The 16,522-nt window shown below is 34.9% G+C and carries 7 protein-coding genes; 6 read left to right on the forward strand and 1 reads right to left on the reverse strand.

All coding sequences use genetic code 11. The features are described from left to right. Positions 1-1,459: 1,459 nt before the first annotated feature. From BUC21_RS14575 to BUC21_RS14590, 4 genes are all read left to right on the forward strand, one after another. Positions 1,460-4,657 (forward strand): SusC/RagA family TonB-linked outer membrane protein, encoded by a 3,198-nt coding sequence (locus BUC21_RS14575; RefSeq protein WP_073403757.1) that lies wholly within the window; start codon positions 1,460-1,462, stop codon positions 4,655-4,657. 13 nt (positions 4,658-4,670) lie between these two features. After that, complete coding sequence (locus BUC21_RS14580) at positions 4,671-6,248, forward strand: SusD/RagB family nutrient-binding outer membrane lipoprotein (RefSeq protein WP_073403743.1); 1,578 nt, start codon at positions 4,671-4,673, stop codon at positions 6,246-6,248. Between the two features lie 578 nt (positions 6,249-6,826). Further along, the gene (locus tag BUC21_RS14585) at positions 6,827-10,018 is read left to right on the forward strand and encodes a SusC/RagA family TonB-linked outer membrane protein (RefSeq protein WP_073403759.1); all 3,192 of its coding nucleotides are present in this window, start codon (positions 6,827-6,829) and stop codon (positions 10,016-10,018) included. 12 nt (positions 10,019-10,030) lie between these two features. Beyond that, on the forward strand, positions 10,031-11,608 hold the full coding sequence (locus tag BUC21_RS14590) for a SusD/RagB family nutrient-binding outer membrane lipoprotein (RefSeq protein WP_073403745.1): 1,578 nt from the start codon (positions 10,031-10,033) through the stop codon (positions 11,606-11,608). Between the two features lie 137 nt (positions 11,609-11,745). Here BUC21_RS14590 and BUC21_RS14595 read toward each other — a convergent pair whose 3' ends face one another. Beyond that, positions 11,746-12,957 (reverse strand): serine hydrolase domain-containing protein, encoded by a 1,212-nt coding sequence (locus BUC21_RS14595; RefSeq protein WP_073403747.1) that lies wholly within the window; start codon positions 12,955-12,957, stop codon positions 11,746-11,748. Between the two features lie 88 nt (positions 12,958-13,045). Here BUC21_RS14595 and hflX point away from each other — a divergent pair, with 88 nt between their 5' ends. Together hflX and BUC21_RS14605 are read left to right on the forward strand one after the other, a co-directional pair. Beyond that, a complete protein-coding gene (hflX, locus tag BUC21_RS14600; protein WP_073403749.1) occupies positions 13,046-14,293 on the forward strand; it encodes a GTPase HflX in 1,248 nt (415 codons plus the stop codon). Between the two features lie 30 nt (positions 14,294-14,323). Further along, positions 14,324-16,312 carry a DUF4954 family protein gene (locus BUC21_RS14605; protein ID WP_073403751.1) on the forward strand — a complete coding sequence of 663 codons (1,989 nt, stop codon included), beginning with the start codon at positions 14,324-14,326 and terminating at the stop codon, positions 16,310-16,312. Positions 16,313-16,522: the final 210 nt, after the last annotated feature.

Raw genomic sequence — 16,522 nt, forward strand, 5'->3', positions numbered from 1 at the left:
TTGCAAATTTAAAATATATAATCAAAATATGTACTTAATTTACTATTTTTTTATTTAAAATATTTGAGATAATAGTATATATATGTTTAGTATTGAATTATGTTATATTGTCTTATAATGTATATAGTATTACTTATTAATTATGTTTTATTTTAAATATATATTGAATTAATTTTGCTATTATATTGATTAAATGTATACTGTAAGTGTCTAGTTTTTACTATGTGTTATCCACGAATAGACTTTGTAAGCTGAATTATATACTGGCACTTACTATGCAATATGTTCATTTATAATAATTGAGTTGTTACTGTTACCTGTTTTGTTAAGCTAATATAAATCATCCATCACTCCCTCACTAGTATTGTTCACTCCATTGTAAATCAGTGTAATATATGGTGATGGTAGCATTTTGAACCATCACAAAGCTATCACAAAATTGGGCTACCCTCACTTTTTCGATGCCTATCAGCTATTTTTGAATGATTTTTTTTAGAGAAGCATTCTATGTTCATGATTTGTTAGTTGTCTGGGAAACAAAAAATAGCAAAAAATGATTCGAAATGGTGAGAGATGAGCTAAAAGTGAGGGTAAAGTTAGGGTGAAGTGAGGGATTAAACTAAAGATGATGCTCTTTATGTGCCAGTTAATCAATTGGTTGTATGTGAAAGGTGAGGGGTGATGGATGATTTCTAAAAAAGAAATTTCAGTTAGACTTAAAGTATGCTCCGGCATGAGTTTTATAAAAGTACGGCGTGAATTTTATAACCATTGATGAATAAATTTCAGTTATTCGTCAATGGATTTTATTTATAAAGGAATGATTTATTTAATGATGTAAATGGTTAATAGAAAACAGATGTTCTTTATAATCAGCACTTGTTGATTAAAAATGGAAGTTGTTTAAACTGATACAAAGTATCGCAGAGATGAAAGATGTATTAATTTAATCTGGCCAATGGAGGGTTTGAATTGCTTTTATAGTCACTATCCACAAGTACTAAATTCATTAGCATTCATTTAATAATGGGAAAAATGTTAATCTATATCTAGTCTTTTCTTTTAAAATGTTATTTATAAATGCTGTTTTATTAAAATTTATAACACATTAAGACCTTTATGTTATTGTTTGTATTTTTGATTAATCATTCTTGATTATTATTTAGTTAAGTTGTCAAAAAGATGGATTTTTATGGAATATTTTATCGATAAATATAAAAACTAGTCAATTGAATCACATTTTGTTTATCCATATTGCTATGATGATATATGTATTTTAGGAAAATTAAGAGTGTTTTAGATGTTGATTAGCATTAATTGGTGCTTTTAAATAACAATTTGTAATAATTGCAAGGTTTTTTAAATAAAATGGTTGCTATTTTTAGATTTATTGATATCTTTGCAAATTGTTAGATTAAAGAAACAAAATAATGTAAAGTTAAACTTTAAGAGAGAATTTATGAAAAGAAAATTAATGCTGTTATTGACATGCCTTTTTGTTGGCATAGGTCTGGTAACTGCCCAAAATCAGAAAGTAACAGGTCTTGTTGTTTCTGAAGAAGACGGGTTGCCTGTAATAGGCGCATCAGTGTTGGTTAAAGGTACAACTATAGGTACCTCTACTGATATGGATGGTAAGTTTACTTTGTCGAACATTCCAAGTTCTGCAAAGGTGTTAGTCGTATCTTATATAGGTATGAAGAAAAGTGAAGTAGCTATAAAGCCAAATCTTAGAATTGCTCTTGTATCTGATGCAAAGGTTATGGAAGAGGTTGTTGTTACTGCTATGGGTATTACCCGTGAGAAAAAAGCATTGGGATATGCTGCTCAGGATGTAAAGGCTGATCAGTTAACTCAGGCTGCAAGTACTAGTGTTACTTCTGCATTGCAAGGTAAAGTTTCAGGTGTTGAAATTGCTCCTTCATCAGGTATGCCAGGTGCTTCTGCTAAAATGACTATCCGTGGATCACGTTCATTCACTGGAGATAATACTCCATTGTACGTTGTTGATGGAATGCCTATCGCTTCTACTTCTGATATTGATACTGGTAACTCTGTAACAGGTGCTGACTTTGCTAACCGTTCGGTGGATATTGATCCTAATGATATTGAAAGTGTTAATATCCTTAAAGGTCAGGCTGCTTCTGCTTTATATGGTATGCGTGCTTCTAATGGTGTTGTTATTATTACAACAAAGAGTGGTAAAGGCGCAAGAAAAGGTAAACCTGAAATTACATTCAACACTAACCTTTCTTTCGATGTTCTTTCTGTAACTCCCGATTTGCAAAAGGAATTTGCTCAGGGAACAGGCGGAGCATATGATCCTTCAAATTCTAAGTCTTGGGGCTGCAAAATTTCAGAGTTAGCAAATGATGCTAATTACGGAGGAAATACAGATAATGAATTTACGCAGGCTGATGGAAAACATCAAGGTCAGTATTATGTACCTCAACGTGCCAAGGCTGGTTTAAACCCATGGGTTGCTCCTAAGGTTTATGATAATGTAGGTGACTTTTTTGAAACAGGTTCTACTTGGAGTAATAATATTAATATTGCACAGGGATTTGATAAAGGCAACTATTCATTCTCTTTAGGTAATACGACTACAAGTGGTATTGTACCTTCTACAGGTTTAGATCGTTATAATGCAAAAATGTCTGCTGAAGCTAAACTTCATGAAAACTGGATGACTGGTTTTAATGGTAATTTTGTAACATCAAAAATTACAAAGCAATCTGGAGCTAATAATGGTATTGTTGCAACAGTTTTTCCTGCACCAGCAAGCTATGATTTAGCTGGAATACCATATTATGCAGAGGGTGATCCTTATACTCAGAATAATTATCGTGGAACAGGTGGATTTGATAATGCATATTGGGCTATCAATAACAATAAGTTTACAGAACGCTCACAACGCTTCTTTGGTAATGTTTATGCAAAATACACTACTAAGCTTGGATCTGACGATAAAAAATTAGATTTAAAATACCAATTAGGAACAGATGCGTATACAACTAATTATACTGATTTGTGGGGTTATGGACATGCTAATGGTAAGGGGTCAATTGATCATTATGGCTATACTATCAATGAAACAAACTCTTTGCTAACTGCAAACTTTGATTGGAATATTAATGAAGAATTAAATTTGAATGCTTTAGTTGGTAACGAATTTGTTCATAAAACTAAGAAGTATTACGAATCATACGGATCTGATTTTAATTATGGTGGTTGGAACCATATTAGCAATGCTTCTGTTTATCAGGCTTCTGAATCATATAGAAAGTCTCGTACAGTAGGTACATTTGCTAACTTATCTCTTACATATAAGAATATGTTGTATTTCAGTGCTACAGGTCGTAACGATATTGTATCTTCAATGCCTCGTAACAATCGTTCATTCTTCTATCCAACAGTATCACTCGGCTTTATCTTCACAGAACTAGAATCTCTGAAGAATGATATTTTAACATGGGGTAAGTTGCGCGCTTCTTATGCTGAAGTTGGTCAGGCTGGAACATATTATGATTCTTATTATACTACTCCTACTTATGGTGGTGGTTTCTCTTCTGGAACTCCAATTACTTATCCAATTGGTAGTGTTGTGGCATATACTCCAAATTCTACTGTATATGATCCTGCTTTGAAACCTCAGAACACTAAATCATATGAACTTGGTGCTGACTTGACATTCTTTAATGGATTATTATCTTTGAGTTATACATATTCTCGCCAAAATGTTAAAGACCAGATTTTTGATGTGCCTTTGGCTACTTCAACAGGTTATAGTGCATTTGTTACAAATGGTGGTTCTATTCACACTAATTCACACGAAGTAACTCTTGATGTTAAAGCTATTGATACAAGAAACTTGAAATGGAACATTGGTGTTAACTTTGCTAAAATTGACAACTATGTTGACGAATTGGCTGAAGGTGTAAACAGCATTTTCCTTGGAGGTTTTGTTGAACCACAAATACGTGCAGGTATTGGTGATAAGTTCCCTGTAATATATGGTGTTGGTTACTTACGTAATGATGAAGGTAAAATTGTTGTTGATGAAGATGGTATGCCAATGGCTGGTGAGGAAAAGGTTCTTGGAACTGTTGCTCCTGACTTCCGTGTTGGATTTAATACTACATTAGAATTTCACAAATTCCGTTTGTCAGCAGTGTTGGATTGGAAACAAGGTGGTCAAATGTATGGTGGTACTGCCGGAATGCTTGATTTTTATGGTGTAAGTAAAAAATCAGCAGATTTCCGTAAAGCTGAATCATTCCTGTTTGATGGTGGTGATGCTGTGAAAGTTACAGGAACAGATGCTTTGGGAAAAACTACTTATGCTAAAAATGACATTAAGATTAGTGGTAGTAATGCTGAAACATATTTTTCTAATTTGAATGGCATTTCAGAATCAATGGTTTTCAATACCTCTTTCCTTAAGTTGCGTGAGATTTCATTGAGCTATCCTATTTGGGCTAAACCGAATTTAGGTGTTACTATGAATCTCTTTGCAAGAAATCTTTTGTTGTGGTCTGAACTTAAAGGACTTGATCCAGAAGCTTCTCAAGGTAATAATAATATGGCTGGTGCATTTGAGCGTTTTTCATTACCGGGATCTTCCAGCTATGGTTTAGGTTTTACTGTTAAATTCTAAAGAAAGAAATAATATGAAATCAATATTTAAATTTAATATATCCAAAGGCCTCTTATCTGCAGCGATGCTTTCTGCTGTGTTAGCGTCTTGTTCGGAAGATGTAATGGATAACATTAATAAAGATGCAAATCACACAACAAATGCTCCATCGAAATTTATTTTAGCTGATGTAATTACATCTACAGCTTTCAATAATGTTGGTGGCGATTTGAATACTTATTTTTCAGCATATGTTGAAAACGAAGTTGGTACATACAATCAATTATATAATGCTGAAATTCGCCAAAATGAACCTTCTGCATCTTCTACATTTAATAATGTTTGGGGAAATATCTATTCTTCATTGAAGAATGCACGTATAGTTATTAAAAAATGTTCCGAAGGTGGTGAACAAGAAGGCAATTATACTACTAAAGGTATGGCTGAAGTTATGGCTGCCTTAAATTCAGCCATATTAACTGATGCTTACGGTGATGTTCCTTACACTCAGGCTGCGCTTCCAGATTTGACTAATGGCAAACCTCAATATATGAACCCGGAAATTGATTCTCAGGAGAATGTATATAAAACAATAATGCAGCTTCTTGATAATGCTATTGTTGATTTGCCACAAGGTGATAAAACAGCTCCAGGTAGTTTTGATTTGCTTTACAGTGGTGATAAAGCAAAATGGTTGAAATTAGCATATGGTTTGAAAGCTCGTTATACAATGCGTTTAATGAAACGTTCAACTAATGTAGCTGCTGATATGGCAAAGGTTATTGAATATGTAGATAAATCTTTTGCTTCTGTTGATGACCAAGCTGCATTTGATCACTATAGTGCAAGTAATTTGAATCCATTATTTGACTTTCAGTGGAGCCGTGATGCAATTTCTGCAAGTCAAAGTATGTATGATAAGTTAGCAGCTCGTAAAGATCCACGTATTAGCCGAGTTTATTATAATCCAAGTTCATGGGCTCATTTAGTTCCAGGAAATGCTAAGTTTAGATTAGCACCAAATGGTACTCCTACAGAACGTCAGAACTATTATTCATATTCTGTTTATGTATATGCTCAATTAGCTCCAACAATGTTGATGAGTTATCATGAACTTTTGTTTTTGAAAGCTGAAGCACTTTGCCGCCTGAATAGAGCTAATGAAGCTGAAGGTGTGTTGAAGCAAGCTGTTGTTGCTGCAATTGCAAATACAGAGAAATCAGTTACTGCAGCAATGAATGCACCTACGGTCTTAGGTTATGGTGGCCTTCAGGATATTTCAGCTGACGCTATTACAACCGCACAAGCTGAAACGTATTTTGAAACTAATGTAAAACCATTGTTTGCTGTTAATGCTTTGAAAGAAGTTATGAACCAAAAGTATATTGCTCTTTGGGGTGCTTCTGGTGAGGCTACAGAATCATATAATGATATTCGTCGTATGAAAGCTTTGGGTGAAAACTATGTAACATTAGCTAATACTGGTAAATTCCCACTTCGTTGCCCTTATGGATCTGATGATACATTGGCTAATCCTAATGTGAAAAAAGCATATGGTGATGGTCAGTATGTATACACTGAGCCTGTATGGTGGGCTGGTGGAACAAGATAAAATCCTGAACATAATATAAATAGAGAGAGATTGCCTTAAAGGTGATCTCTCTTTTTTTTATGACTATTTACTTTTTAACAATTGAGATTTCTTCCTTTTAAATTATTCTATATTCCTGATAATCTTCTTTAATTACTCTTTCAAAAATAATATTTATTACTTATTATCTATAAAATAATGATAGATGATATGTCTTGTAAATGCTATATATAGTCTATATATAGCTATTTTCTTGTTGTAACTACTCAATAATAATTTTGTCTATTTGCTGATGTTTATGTGTATTAGTTTCTTTATTATTATGACTTATATTTTGTGCATAAACAATCATATTGAAAGTAAAAATATCAAATAGTTGACATAATGAAAACTTGGAATGCTTTTATTGGTGTGTAAATTGATAGTATTTGTGACTAAAAATGTTATAAATGACATTATAAATGCAATTATGTATCAAAATGGAATAAATATTAGTATATTTAAGAGAAATCGTTTTTTATTTGCAAATTATTAATAACTTTGCAAAATGTTAGAGTAAAGTAAGTGTAATTATGAAGTTTAACTTTATTAGTGAATTTATGAAAAGAAAATTAATGCTGTTATTGACATGCCTTTTTGTAGGTATTGGTCTAGTAACCGCCCAAAATCAAAAAGTAACAGGAGTTGTTATTTCACAAGAGGATGGGCAACCTGTTGTTGGAGCTTCCATCTTAGTGAAGGGTACAACTGTTGGAACTATCAGTGATGTAGATGGTAATTTTACGCTGTTTAATGTTCCAAGTTCAGCAAAATCTTTAGTCGTTTCATTTATTGGAATGAAATCAGCAGAAGTTGCTATTAAACCAACTGTGAAAGTTGTTCTTGCATCTGATGCGCAAGTTGTTGATGAAGTCGTTGTAACGGCTTTAGGTATTTCTCGTCAAAAGAAAGCTTTGGGATATGCTGTCTCTGAGATTTCTGGAGATGAAATGTTGAAAGCTCGTGGTGGTGTAAGCAACCCGGTTAACTCATTGCAAGGTAAAATTGCCGGATTACAGATTCAAGGTGGATCTGGTTCTATGGGTGGTTCTTCTAAGATAATCATTCGTGGTGTAAAATCAATCTCTGGAAATAACCAGCCATTATTTGTAATTGATGGTGTGCCTATTGAAGGTACAGACTATAATAGTACAGACACTCAAAGAGGTGCCGGTGGTTATGACTATGGTAACCTTGTTCAGGACCTTAACCCGGACGATATTGAGAATATCTCCGTATTGAAAGGCCCTAATGCTTCTGCTCTTTATGGTTCTCGTGCAACAAATGGTGTTGTTATGATTACTACAAAAAAAGGTAAGAAAGGTGATGGATATGGTGTTACATTCAATTCTGCTATTGGTTTAGAGGTTGTGAATAAATTGCCGAAGATGCAAAAATTATATGGTGGTGGTTATGGATTCGATAATGTAACTATCAACGGAAAGAATTATTTGTATCCGGATATGGCTACTGACGAAAGTTGGGGTGATAAATACGAAGGACAAACATTTGTTTCATGGCTTGATTTAGCAAAATGGGAAGATGGTGGAAAAGTTGGAAATCCAACAACTTCCAAATGGAATGCTCCTAAACATGATATCGATGATTTCTTCGAAACAGGTGTTTCGTTTACTAATAACATTGCAGTAAGTCAGGCAACAGATAGAGCGAATGCACGTATATCATATACAAATTCAGATCTTACAGGTTATATGCCTAACAGCTCTTTAACAAAGAATATTTTTAATGTTGCTGCTTCTACTATAAGTGCAGATAAACGTTTGGAAGTATTCACTAACGTTACTTACTTTAATTCAAGAGCAAAAGGACGTTCAGAAACTGGATACGGTGATAACAATGTTATGCAGAAATTCATTCAATGGGGACACCGTGAACTTGATATGAAAGAATTGAAGAGTATGTATATGAACTCAATCGGACATCAGGTAACCTGGAACCGTGCAGGATGGGATGATGCAACTCCAATGTACAGCAATAACCCATATTGGTCTCGTTATATGAATTATGAAAATGATTCACGTAACCGTATTTATGGTAACGTTGGAATGAGCTACAAAATTCTGGATAACTTAAAGTTCCAGTATAAAGCTAATGTTGATTTCTTTGTTGATAAGCAATATGAACGTAATGCAGTTTATTCTCAGGAACAATCTCGCTACTCTGAAATGTCTCGTCAACAGGTTGAAACCAACCATGAATTTATGTTGTCATACAATACTCGTTTTAAGAACGATTTCTCATTTGATGCCAACGTTGGTTCAAACTTTATGAATCGTAGATATGAGTATGTACATGGTGAGACAGATGGTGGATTAGCAATTCCTTTGTTCTATAACTTAAAGAATTCTGTTAACCCTGCAAAATCAGACAACTATTTAAGGAAGAAATCTATTAGCTCTGTATTTGCGAATGCAACATTTGGATATAAGAGTACTTATTATTTAGATATGTCTTTGCGTAATGACTGGTCTTCAACATTACCAAATGGCAATAACTCTTATATGTATCCTTCAGTTACAGGTAGTTTTGTATTCTCTGAATTGTTGAAGGATAAAACTCCTTGGATAAGCTTTGGTAAATTGAGACTGGGTTATGCTCAGGTAGGTAATGATACTGATCCATATCAAGTAATAGATACATATTCTCAATATACTAACATTACTTCAACTCCAGGGTACATCTTAAGTACTACTTTGAAGAATAGCAGTTTGAAACCTGAATCAACAAATTCTTATGAAGCAGGTCTTGAAATGTCTTTCTTGAATAATCGTTTAGGCTTTGAAGCAACAGTATATTCAAGTGAAACCAAAAATCAGATTATTCCTTTATCGATAACTGGTACATCTGGATATAATTACAAAGTTGTAAACTCTGGTTTGATGAGTAATAAAGGTATCGAGTTATCACTTCATGGAACTCCTGTGAAAACTGCTAATTTCTCTTGGGAATCATCTCTTGCTTTGGCATCTAATAAAAACAAAGTAAAGAAATTAGTTGATGGAGTAACATACTATAAATTAGCTAGTGCTCCTTTCAAAGTTGAAATTGGTGCCATTGAAGGAAAAGAATACGGAGTTATTATGGGTACAGACTTTGTATATGATGACAAAGGAAATAAGGTGATCAATGCAGACGGAACTTATGCTTCTACTTCAGGTAACCAGAATATTGGAAAAGTTTATCCAGACTTCACAGGTGGTTGGACTAATACATTCCATTACAAGAATTTTGATTTAAGTGTATTGCTTGATTTCTCAAAGGGTGGTCATTTCTTCTCTACTTCTTATATGTGGGGTATGTATTCTGGTATGCTTGAGGAAACAGCTGCTTTAAATGAAAAAGGCGTAAATATCCGTGAGTCAATCGATAAAAACGGAGGTGTATTACTAAAAGGTGTATTGGCTGATGGATCAGTAAACACAAATAGAATTGATGCAGAAACTTATGGAGTTCAATGCTATACAGGTCCGGCTGCACAAGATGTATTCAAATCTGATTATTTGAAATTACGTGAAATAAACATTGGTTATACAGTTCCTTTGAAGAAGTCATATTTTATCAAATCATTCCGCGTTGCAGCTTACGGACGTAACTTGGCTGTTTGGGGACCAGATGTTAAACACTTTGATCCGGAAGCAGCTGTTACAAGCTCTGGTAATATTCAAGGGGTAGAAGGTGGTGCTTTGCCTTCAGTCGCTAACTACGGTTTGAATTTTAGTCTGAAATTTTAATAGAAGTAGATTATGAAAAAAATATTATATTTATTCTTGATCCTTAGCTTATCAATTGGGGCGGTATCTTGCCAAAAAATGGAAAGCGTCAATACGGATCCTAATAACCCAGTGGACGTGCCATCAAACATGATCATGGCTGGTACAGAGAAAAAGATAATGGATTATGTATACGATAACTGGTTTAGTGGCCGTCAATGTTTGGTTTATAGCCAATACTGGGCTCAGAGAAACTATACAGAAGAAGATCGTTATCAGATTCGTGAAAGTGTGAACAATAACTATTTCAACCAATTGTACACATGTCAGGCTAACTTAAATAAAGTAATCAGCCTAAATACTGATGCAGCAACAGCTCCTACAATGGCATCTTACGGTAACAATAATAATCAGATTGCTGCTGCAAGAATTCTTAAGGTTTGGCTTTATCAGGTAATGACAGATACTTGGGGAGCAATACCATATTCAGAAGCTTCAAAGCTAAATGAAGGTGTTTACTATCCTAAGTATGATGGTCAGAAAGATATTTATACAGACTTGATTAAGGAATTAACTGAAGCTGTTGCTATGATTGATGAAAGCGATGTTGCTTTCAATGGTGGTGATCGTATTTTTGATGGCGATGCTTCAAAATGGAAGAAATTTGCAAATTCATTAAAATGTCGTTTAGCTATCCATGTTTCTAAAGTTGATTCAAACTGGAAGAAATACATTGCTGAAGCTTTGACTAGTGGAGTATTTACTAGCAATGCAGACAATGCAGTATATAAATATTCAACTACAGCTCCAGAGCAATGTCAGTTCTATCGTGGATATTTTGAAGATAGCAGAAATGACTTTACTATTGCTAAGCCTTTCGCTGATATTCTAAAAGGACAGGCTGATACTCTTAATGCAAAAACTCACCCTTGGGCTGGTGTACAGGATCCTCGTTTGCCTATTTATACTACACCTCGTAACGGTCAGTATTTTGGTATGCCTTATGGTATTCCTAGTAGCTCTGTTAAATCGGCAATGCGTAATGCTGCTCCAAGCTGGTATGCAAATCCACCATTATGTATTAGTGCAGATTTCTCAGTTCCATTGATGACTTATGCAGAACTTCAGTTCATTCTTTCAGAATACAAAGGATTCTCTGCTGCTGAATATGAAGCTGGTGTACGTGCATCTATTCAATATTGGAGTGGTTTGAATGGTACAACGGTTGATGCTGCAACATTGGAATCATATATTTCTGCTGTAACAGGAACTGTAAATGCTGAAACTGTAGCACTTCAAAAGTATATTGATCTTTATATGAACGGTACAGAAGCATGGACTGAATATCGTCGTACAGGTTATCCTACTCAGATATTGAAACCAGGAGAGTATTCTTATGTATCAGGTGGCACAAAACTTCAGTTCACAACATTGTCGGAAACTAAAGGTGATATTATTTCACGCGTGAAGTATCCTACAAATGAAAGTACACTGAATAAAACAAGCTTTGATGCAGCAGTAGCTAATCTGCAGGATAAAACAAATAACTATTATTCAAAAATGTTCTGGGATGTTCGTACAACAGCTACCCCACATCCTGCAAATAAGTAATTGAATAGATAGTAAAACTGTCTATTAGTTTTGACTTTACATAAATATAAAAGAGATTATCTGTGATAGATAATCTCTTTTTTTTATGAATACATTTCAGGTGACAGGCATTTTTTGCCTGCAAAGAGATGTTGTTATTAAAGTCCTTTTTCGAAGTTTTCTATTTCCATGATAATCTGTTTGCAGAATTCTACCGTCCTAATATTATCATCTCCTTCTATTTGAGTATTTATAAGTAATACTTTGCCTACTCTTGTATTTGGATCGAATGAAATAAATGAAGTTACACCGGGATCGCTTCCGTTGTGAGATAGTTTACCTTTTCTGTTGTATGCCCAAAAAATAGCTCTGTTTGGTTCTGATGGACTCATTTCTGCTGGCATATTGTTATCATTATATTGTTTCTCGAAAAGCTTTTTAAATGATTCCGTGGTAAGTAAGTCCGAGTTGTTGGAATATCCTTTTATCATTATTCTCAGATACTTTAGTAAATCGCTGACAGAGCTTTTCAGACTACCATCCGGATAAGTTATACATGAATAAGATTTCAGGCTCTTATCTTTGTTTAGAAGTTCTTTGTAAATGGGCAATGATTGTTTGTTAACCTCGTAAAGTAAAGCATAATTTGAACCATTCTTCTCGTTGTAAAACCATGAAGTATTGCTCATCTTCATTGGCGTAAATATGTATTTATCTGTAAACTCATAAAAAGGAATTCCAGCCTTGGTCTCAATCAGGTAGGCTGCCAGCGAACTTGCAATATTACTATATTTGTATTCTTTGCCTGCTTCGGAGTTTCCGAAATTAGCTTTTGAGTAATATTTTCCTCCTTCCAAATAATAATTCTCCAAAAATGTTTTTAGCTCCATCGATGGCTTAGTTCCTAAACAATATGCTTTAATATATGTTGTATCATTGTCAATTAAGCCTGATGTATGAGTTGCAAGATCTTTGATTCTTATTTTGTCCTTTGGATAATTGGGATTAGTAATCTTAAAAGGCAGTATTTCGTTTATATCTGTTTCGAGAGTAAAATAGCCAAGATCTACAGCCTTCATTAATGCAAATCCGATGAAGGTTTTACTAACAGATGCTATTGGCTGAATAGTTTCCGGGGTATATGGCAGCCTTTTTTTCTTATCGGCAAATCCATATCCTTCAGAAAAGATAACCGAATCATTTTTAATAATTCCGACAGCAAATCCGGGTAGATTTGATTTCTTCTGTATAGCTGTAAGATTAGTATTTAGCTGATGACTGTTAATCTGAGAAAAGCTATTCATTGTAACACTTAAAAAAGCGAGAGTGATTCCAACTGTTTGATTCCTTACGAAAGAAAAAGTATTCATAAAACTAAAATTTAGTGTCAATAAAAAACAAATGTACAGGTTTTTCACATAGAATATGTATATTTGCGCACATTTATAAATAAATAAGATGAAAGAATTTGTTATTTCCGAAGCGCAAACAGAGAAGGCTGTTTTGGTTGCTCTGATCACCCAGACACAGGATGAGAGAAAAACGAATGAATACCTTGAGGAACTTGCTTTTCTTGCCGAGACGGCAGGGGCGGAAGTGGTGCGTAAATTTACGCAAAGACTGGATACTGCAAACTCTGTAACCTTTGTGGGAAAGGGGAAATTGCAGGAAATAAAAGAGTATATTACCGAAAATGAAGAAATAGGGATGGTCATCTTTGACGATGAACTGTCTGCGAAACAACTTCGTAATATTGAAGCAGAACTGCAAGTGAAGATACTGGACCGTACTTCACTGATTCTTGATATATTTGCCATGCGTGCTCAAACAGCAAATGCTAAGACGCAGGTTGAGTTGGCACAGTACAAATACATGTTGCCACGATTAACTCGCTTATGGACTCACTTAGAACGACAGAGTGGTAGCTCCGGTGGTGGTAAGGGTGGTTCTGTGGGACTTCGTGGACCGGGTGAAACACAGCTCGAAATGGATAAGCGTATTATCCTTAACAGAATGTCTCTCTTGAAGCAACAACTTGTTGATATAGACAGACAGAAAGCTACTCAAAGAAAGAATCGTGGAAGGATGATCCGTGTGGCATTGGTTGGATATACAAACGTAGGAAAATCAACGTTAATGAATTTGATGGCCAAGAGTGAGGTCTTTGCTGAGAATAAGCTTTTTGCCACACTCGATACTACTGTACGTAAGGTGATTATTAATAATCTTCCTTTCCTGTTGTCGGATACCGTTGGGTTTATACGCAAATTGCCAACAGATTTGGTTGACTCCTTTAAATCAACATTGGATGAAGTTAGAGAAGCCGACTTGTTAGTGCATGTTGTTGATATCTCTCACCCGGGATTTGAAGAGCAGATTGAAGTGGTAAGCAAAACTCTCAATGACATTGGCGGAGGCGGAAAGCCTTGTATTCTTGTCTTTAATAAGGTCGATGCGTATACTTATATAAAGAAAGAAGAGGATGATCTTACTCCTAAGACAAAAGAGAATAGAACTCTTTACGAACTGGAAAGTACATGGATGGCTAAACTCAATAAGAACTGTATTTTTATCTCTGCCCGTGAGAAAGAGAATATTGATGAGTTGAAAGATTTGTTGTATGAAAAGGTTAAGGAACTGCATGTGCAGAGATTTCCTTATAATGATTTCCTTTTCCAGATGTACGACGAAGAATCGGACGAATAAGCGAATTTAAAATACAATCTAAATAAATTTATGAAAGCGTATCGTATGCTTACTGAAGATGAAGTTCTTCAGTTGAAAAGTCAGTCATGCTTGGCCGACGATTGGAACAATGTGCTTGTTTCATCAGATTTTAATACTGCTTATGTTCATCATACCCGCTTTTCGGGAAATGTTAAGTTGGGATCATTTGATGGCGAGTTTACCTTAAAAGGCGGAATAAAGAAACATGCAGGATTAAGGCATGTCACTCTGCATAATGTAACTGTAGGTGATTGTTGTTGCATTGAAAATATTCAGAATTATATTGCAAACTACGAGATAGGCGACCATACATTTATCGAAAATGTAGATATTATCCTTGTCGATGGACTAAGTAAGTTTGGTAATGGGGTAGAGGTTGCAGTTCTTAATGAAACCGGAGGCCGTGAAGTGTTGATTAATGATAAGCTTTCAGCACATCAGGCATATATCCTGGCTCTTTATCGTCATCGTCCGGAACTGATTAACCGCATTAAGGAAATTACAGACTTCTATTCCAATAAACATGCTTCTGATAAAGGAGCAATTGGTTCTCATGTAATGATAGTTAATACAGGATCCATCAAAAATGTTCGTATTGGCGATTATTGTTATATAGAAGGTACTTGCCGTTTAAAAAATGGTAGCATAAACAGTAATGCAGATGCACCGGTTCACATTGGATATGGAGTAATCTGTGAAGACTTTATTATATCTTCTGGTTCTCATGTAGATGATGGAACAATGTTAAGCCGTTGCTTTGTTGGTCAGGCTTGTCAGTTGGGTCATAACTATTCTGCTTCCGATTCCTTGTTCTTTAGCAACTGTCAGGGTGAGAATGGTGAAGCTTGTGCTATTTTTGCCGGACCTTTTACTGTTACCCATCATAAATCTACATTGCTTATTGCGGGTATGTTCTCGTTTATGAATGCAGGTTCAGGTTCTAACCAAAGTAATCACATGTATAAACTTGGGCCAATCCATCAGGGAACATTAGAACGTGGAGCAAAAACCACTTCCGATTCATATATACTGTGGCCGGCACGTGTAGGAGCTTTCTCTTTAGTGATGGGACGCCATGTTAATCATGCCGATACTTCAAACCTTCCTTTCTCTTATTTGATAGAGCAGGGGAATACTACATACCTGGTTCCGGGAGTTAATTTGCGAAGTGTTGGAACCATTCGTGATGCTCAGAAATGGCCAAAACGTGATAAACGTAAAGATCCGAATAAGCTCGATTATATTAACTATAACTTGCTTAGCCCGTATACCATTCAGAAAATGTTTAAAGGACGAGAAATTCTGAAAGAACTTAAACGGGTATCTGGTGAAACGTCTGAAATCTATTCATTCCAAAGTGCCAAGATAAAGAACAGTTCTTTGAATAAAGGTATTGGTTTTTATGAGATTGCAATACAAAAGTTTCTGGGCAACTCAATAATAAAGAGACTTGAAGGAGTCGATTTTAAAAGTTGTGAAGAGATTCGTGCCCGCTTAAAACCGGATACAGAAATCGGTTTAGGAGAATGGGTGGATGTTTCCGGATTAATTGCTCCAAAAAGTGAGGTAGATAAACTATTGGATGGAATTGAGAATGGAGATATTAACCGTCTGGATGAAATGAATACCTCTTTTGAAACGATGCACCAAAACTATTATACCTATGAATGGACTTGGGCATATAACAAAATACAGGAATTCTATAAACTGAATTCGGATGAAATAACCGTTCAGGATATTATTAATATTGTTAATCAGTGGAAAGAAGCTGTTATTGGATTGGACAAGATGGTTTATGCTGATGCTAAAAAGGAATTCTCATTATCATCTATGACCGGATTTGGTGCCGATGGTTCACGTGAAGAAAAAGAACAAGACTTTGAACAGGTTCGAGGAGTCTTTGAAAGCAATCCTTTTGTAACAGCTGTTCTGAAGCATATTGACGATAAAACTGTTCTGGGCAATGAACTGATAAATAGAATTGGTCATTTAGCTTAATGATAAACGAAATATGAATCTGTAAGAAGCTTGGATTTTAATCTGATTATCCAAAGTTTCTGGCCAATATATAATGAAAATGCTATCTGTTTTCTTTGCGGAAAAACAGGTGGCATTTTTTGTTATCCTAAATTCAAGTGTTAAATGCAACTGATGGAATTTTAGATTGAATATTTTTTCAGAGAAGGGGAAGATGTTTATCTTCCGCCT

The sequence above is a fragment of the Bacteroides luti genome, assembly GCF_900128905.1.
GTDB classification, from domain to species: Bacteria; Bacteroidota; Bacteroidia; order Bacteroidales; family Bacteroidaceae; genus Bacteroides; species Bacteroides luti.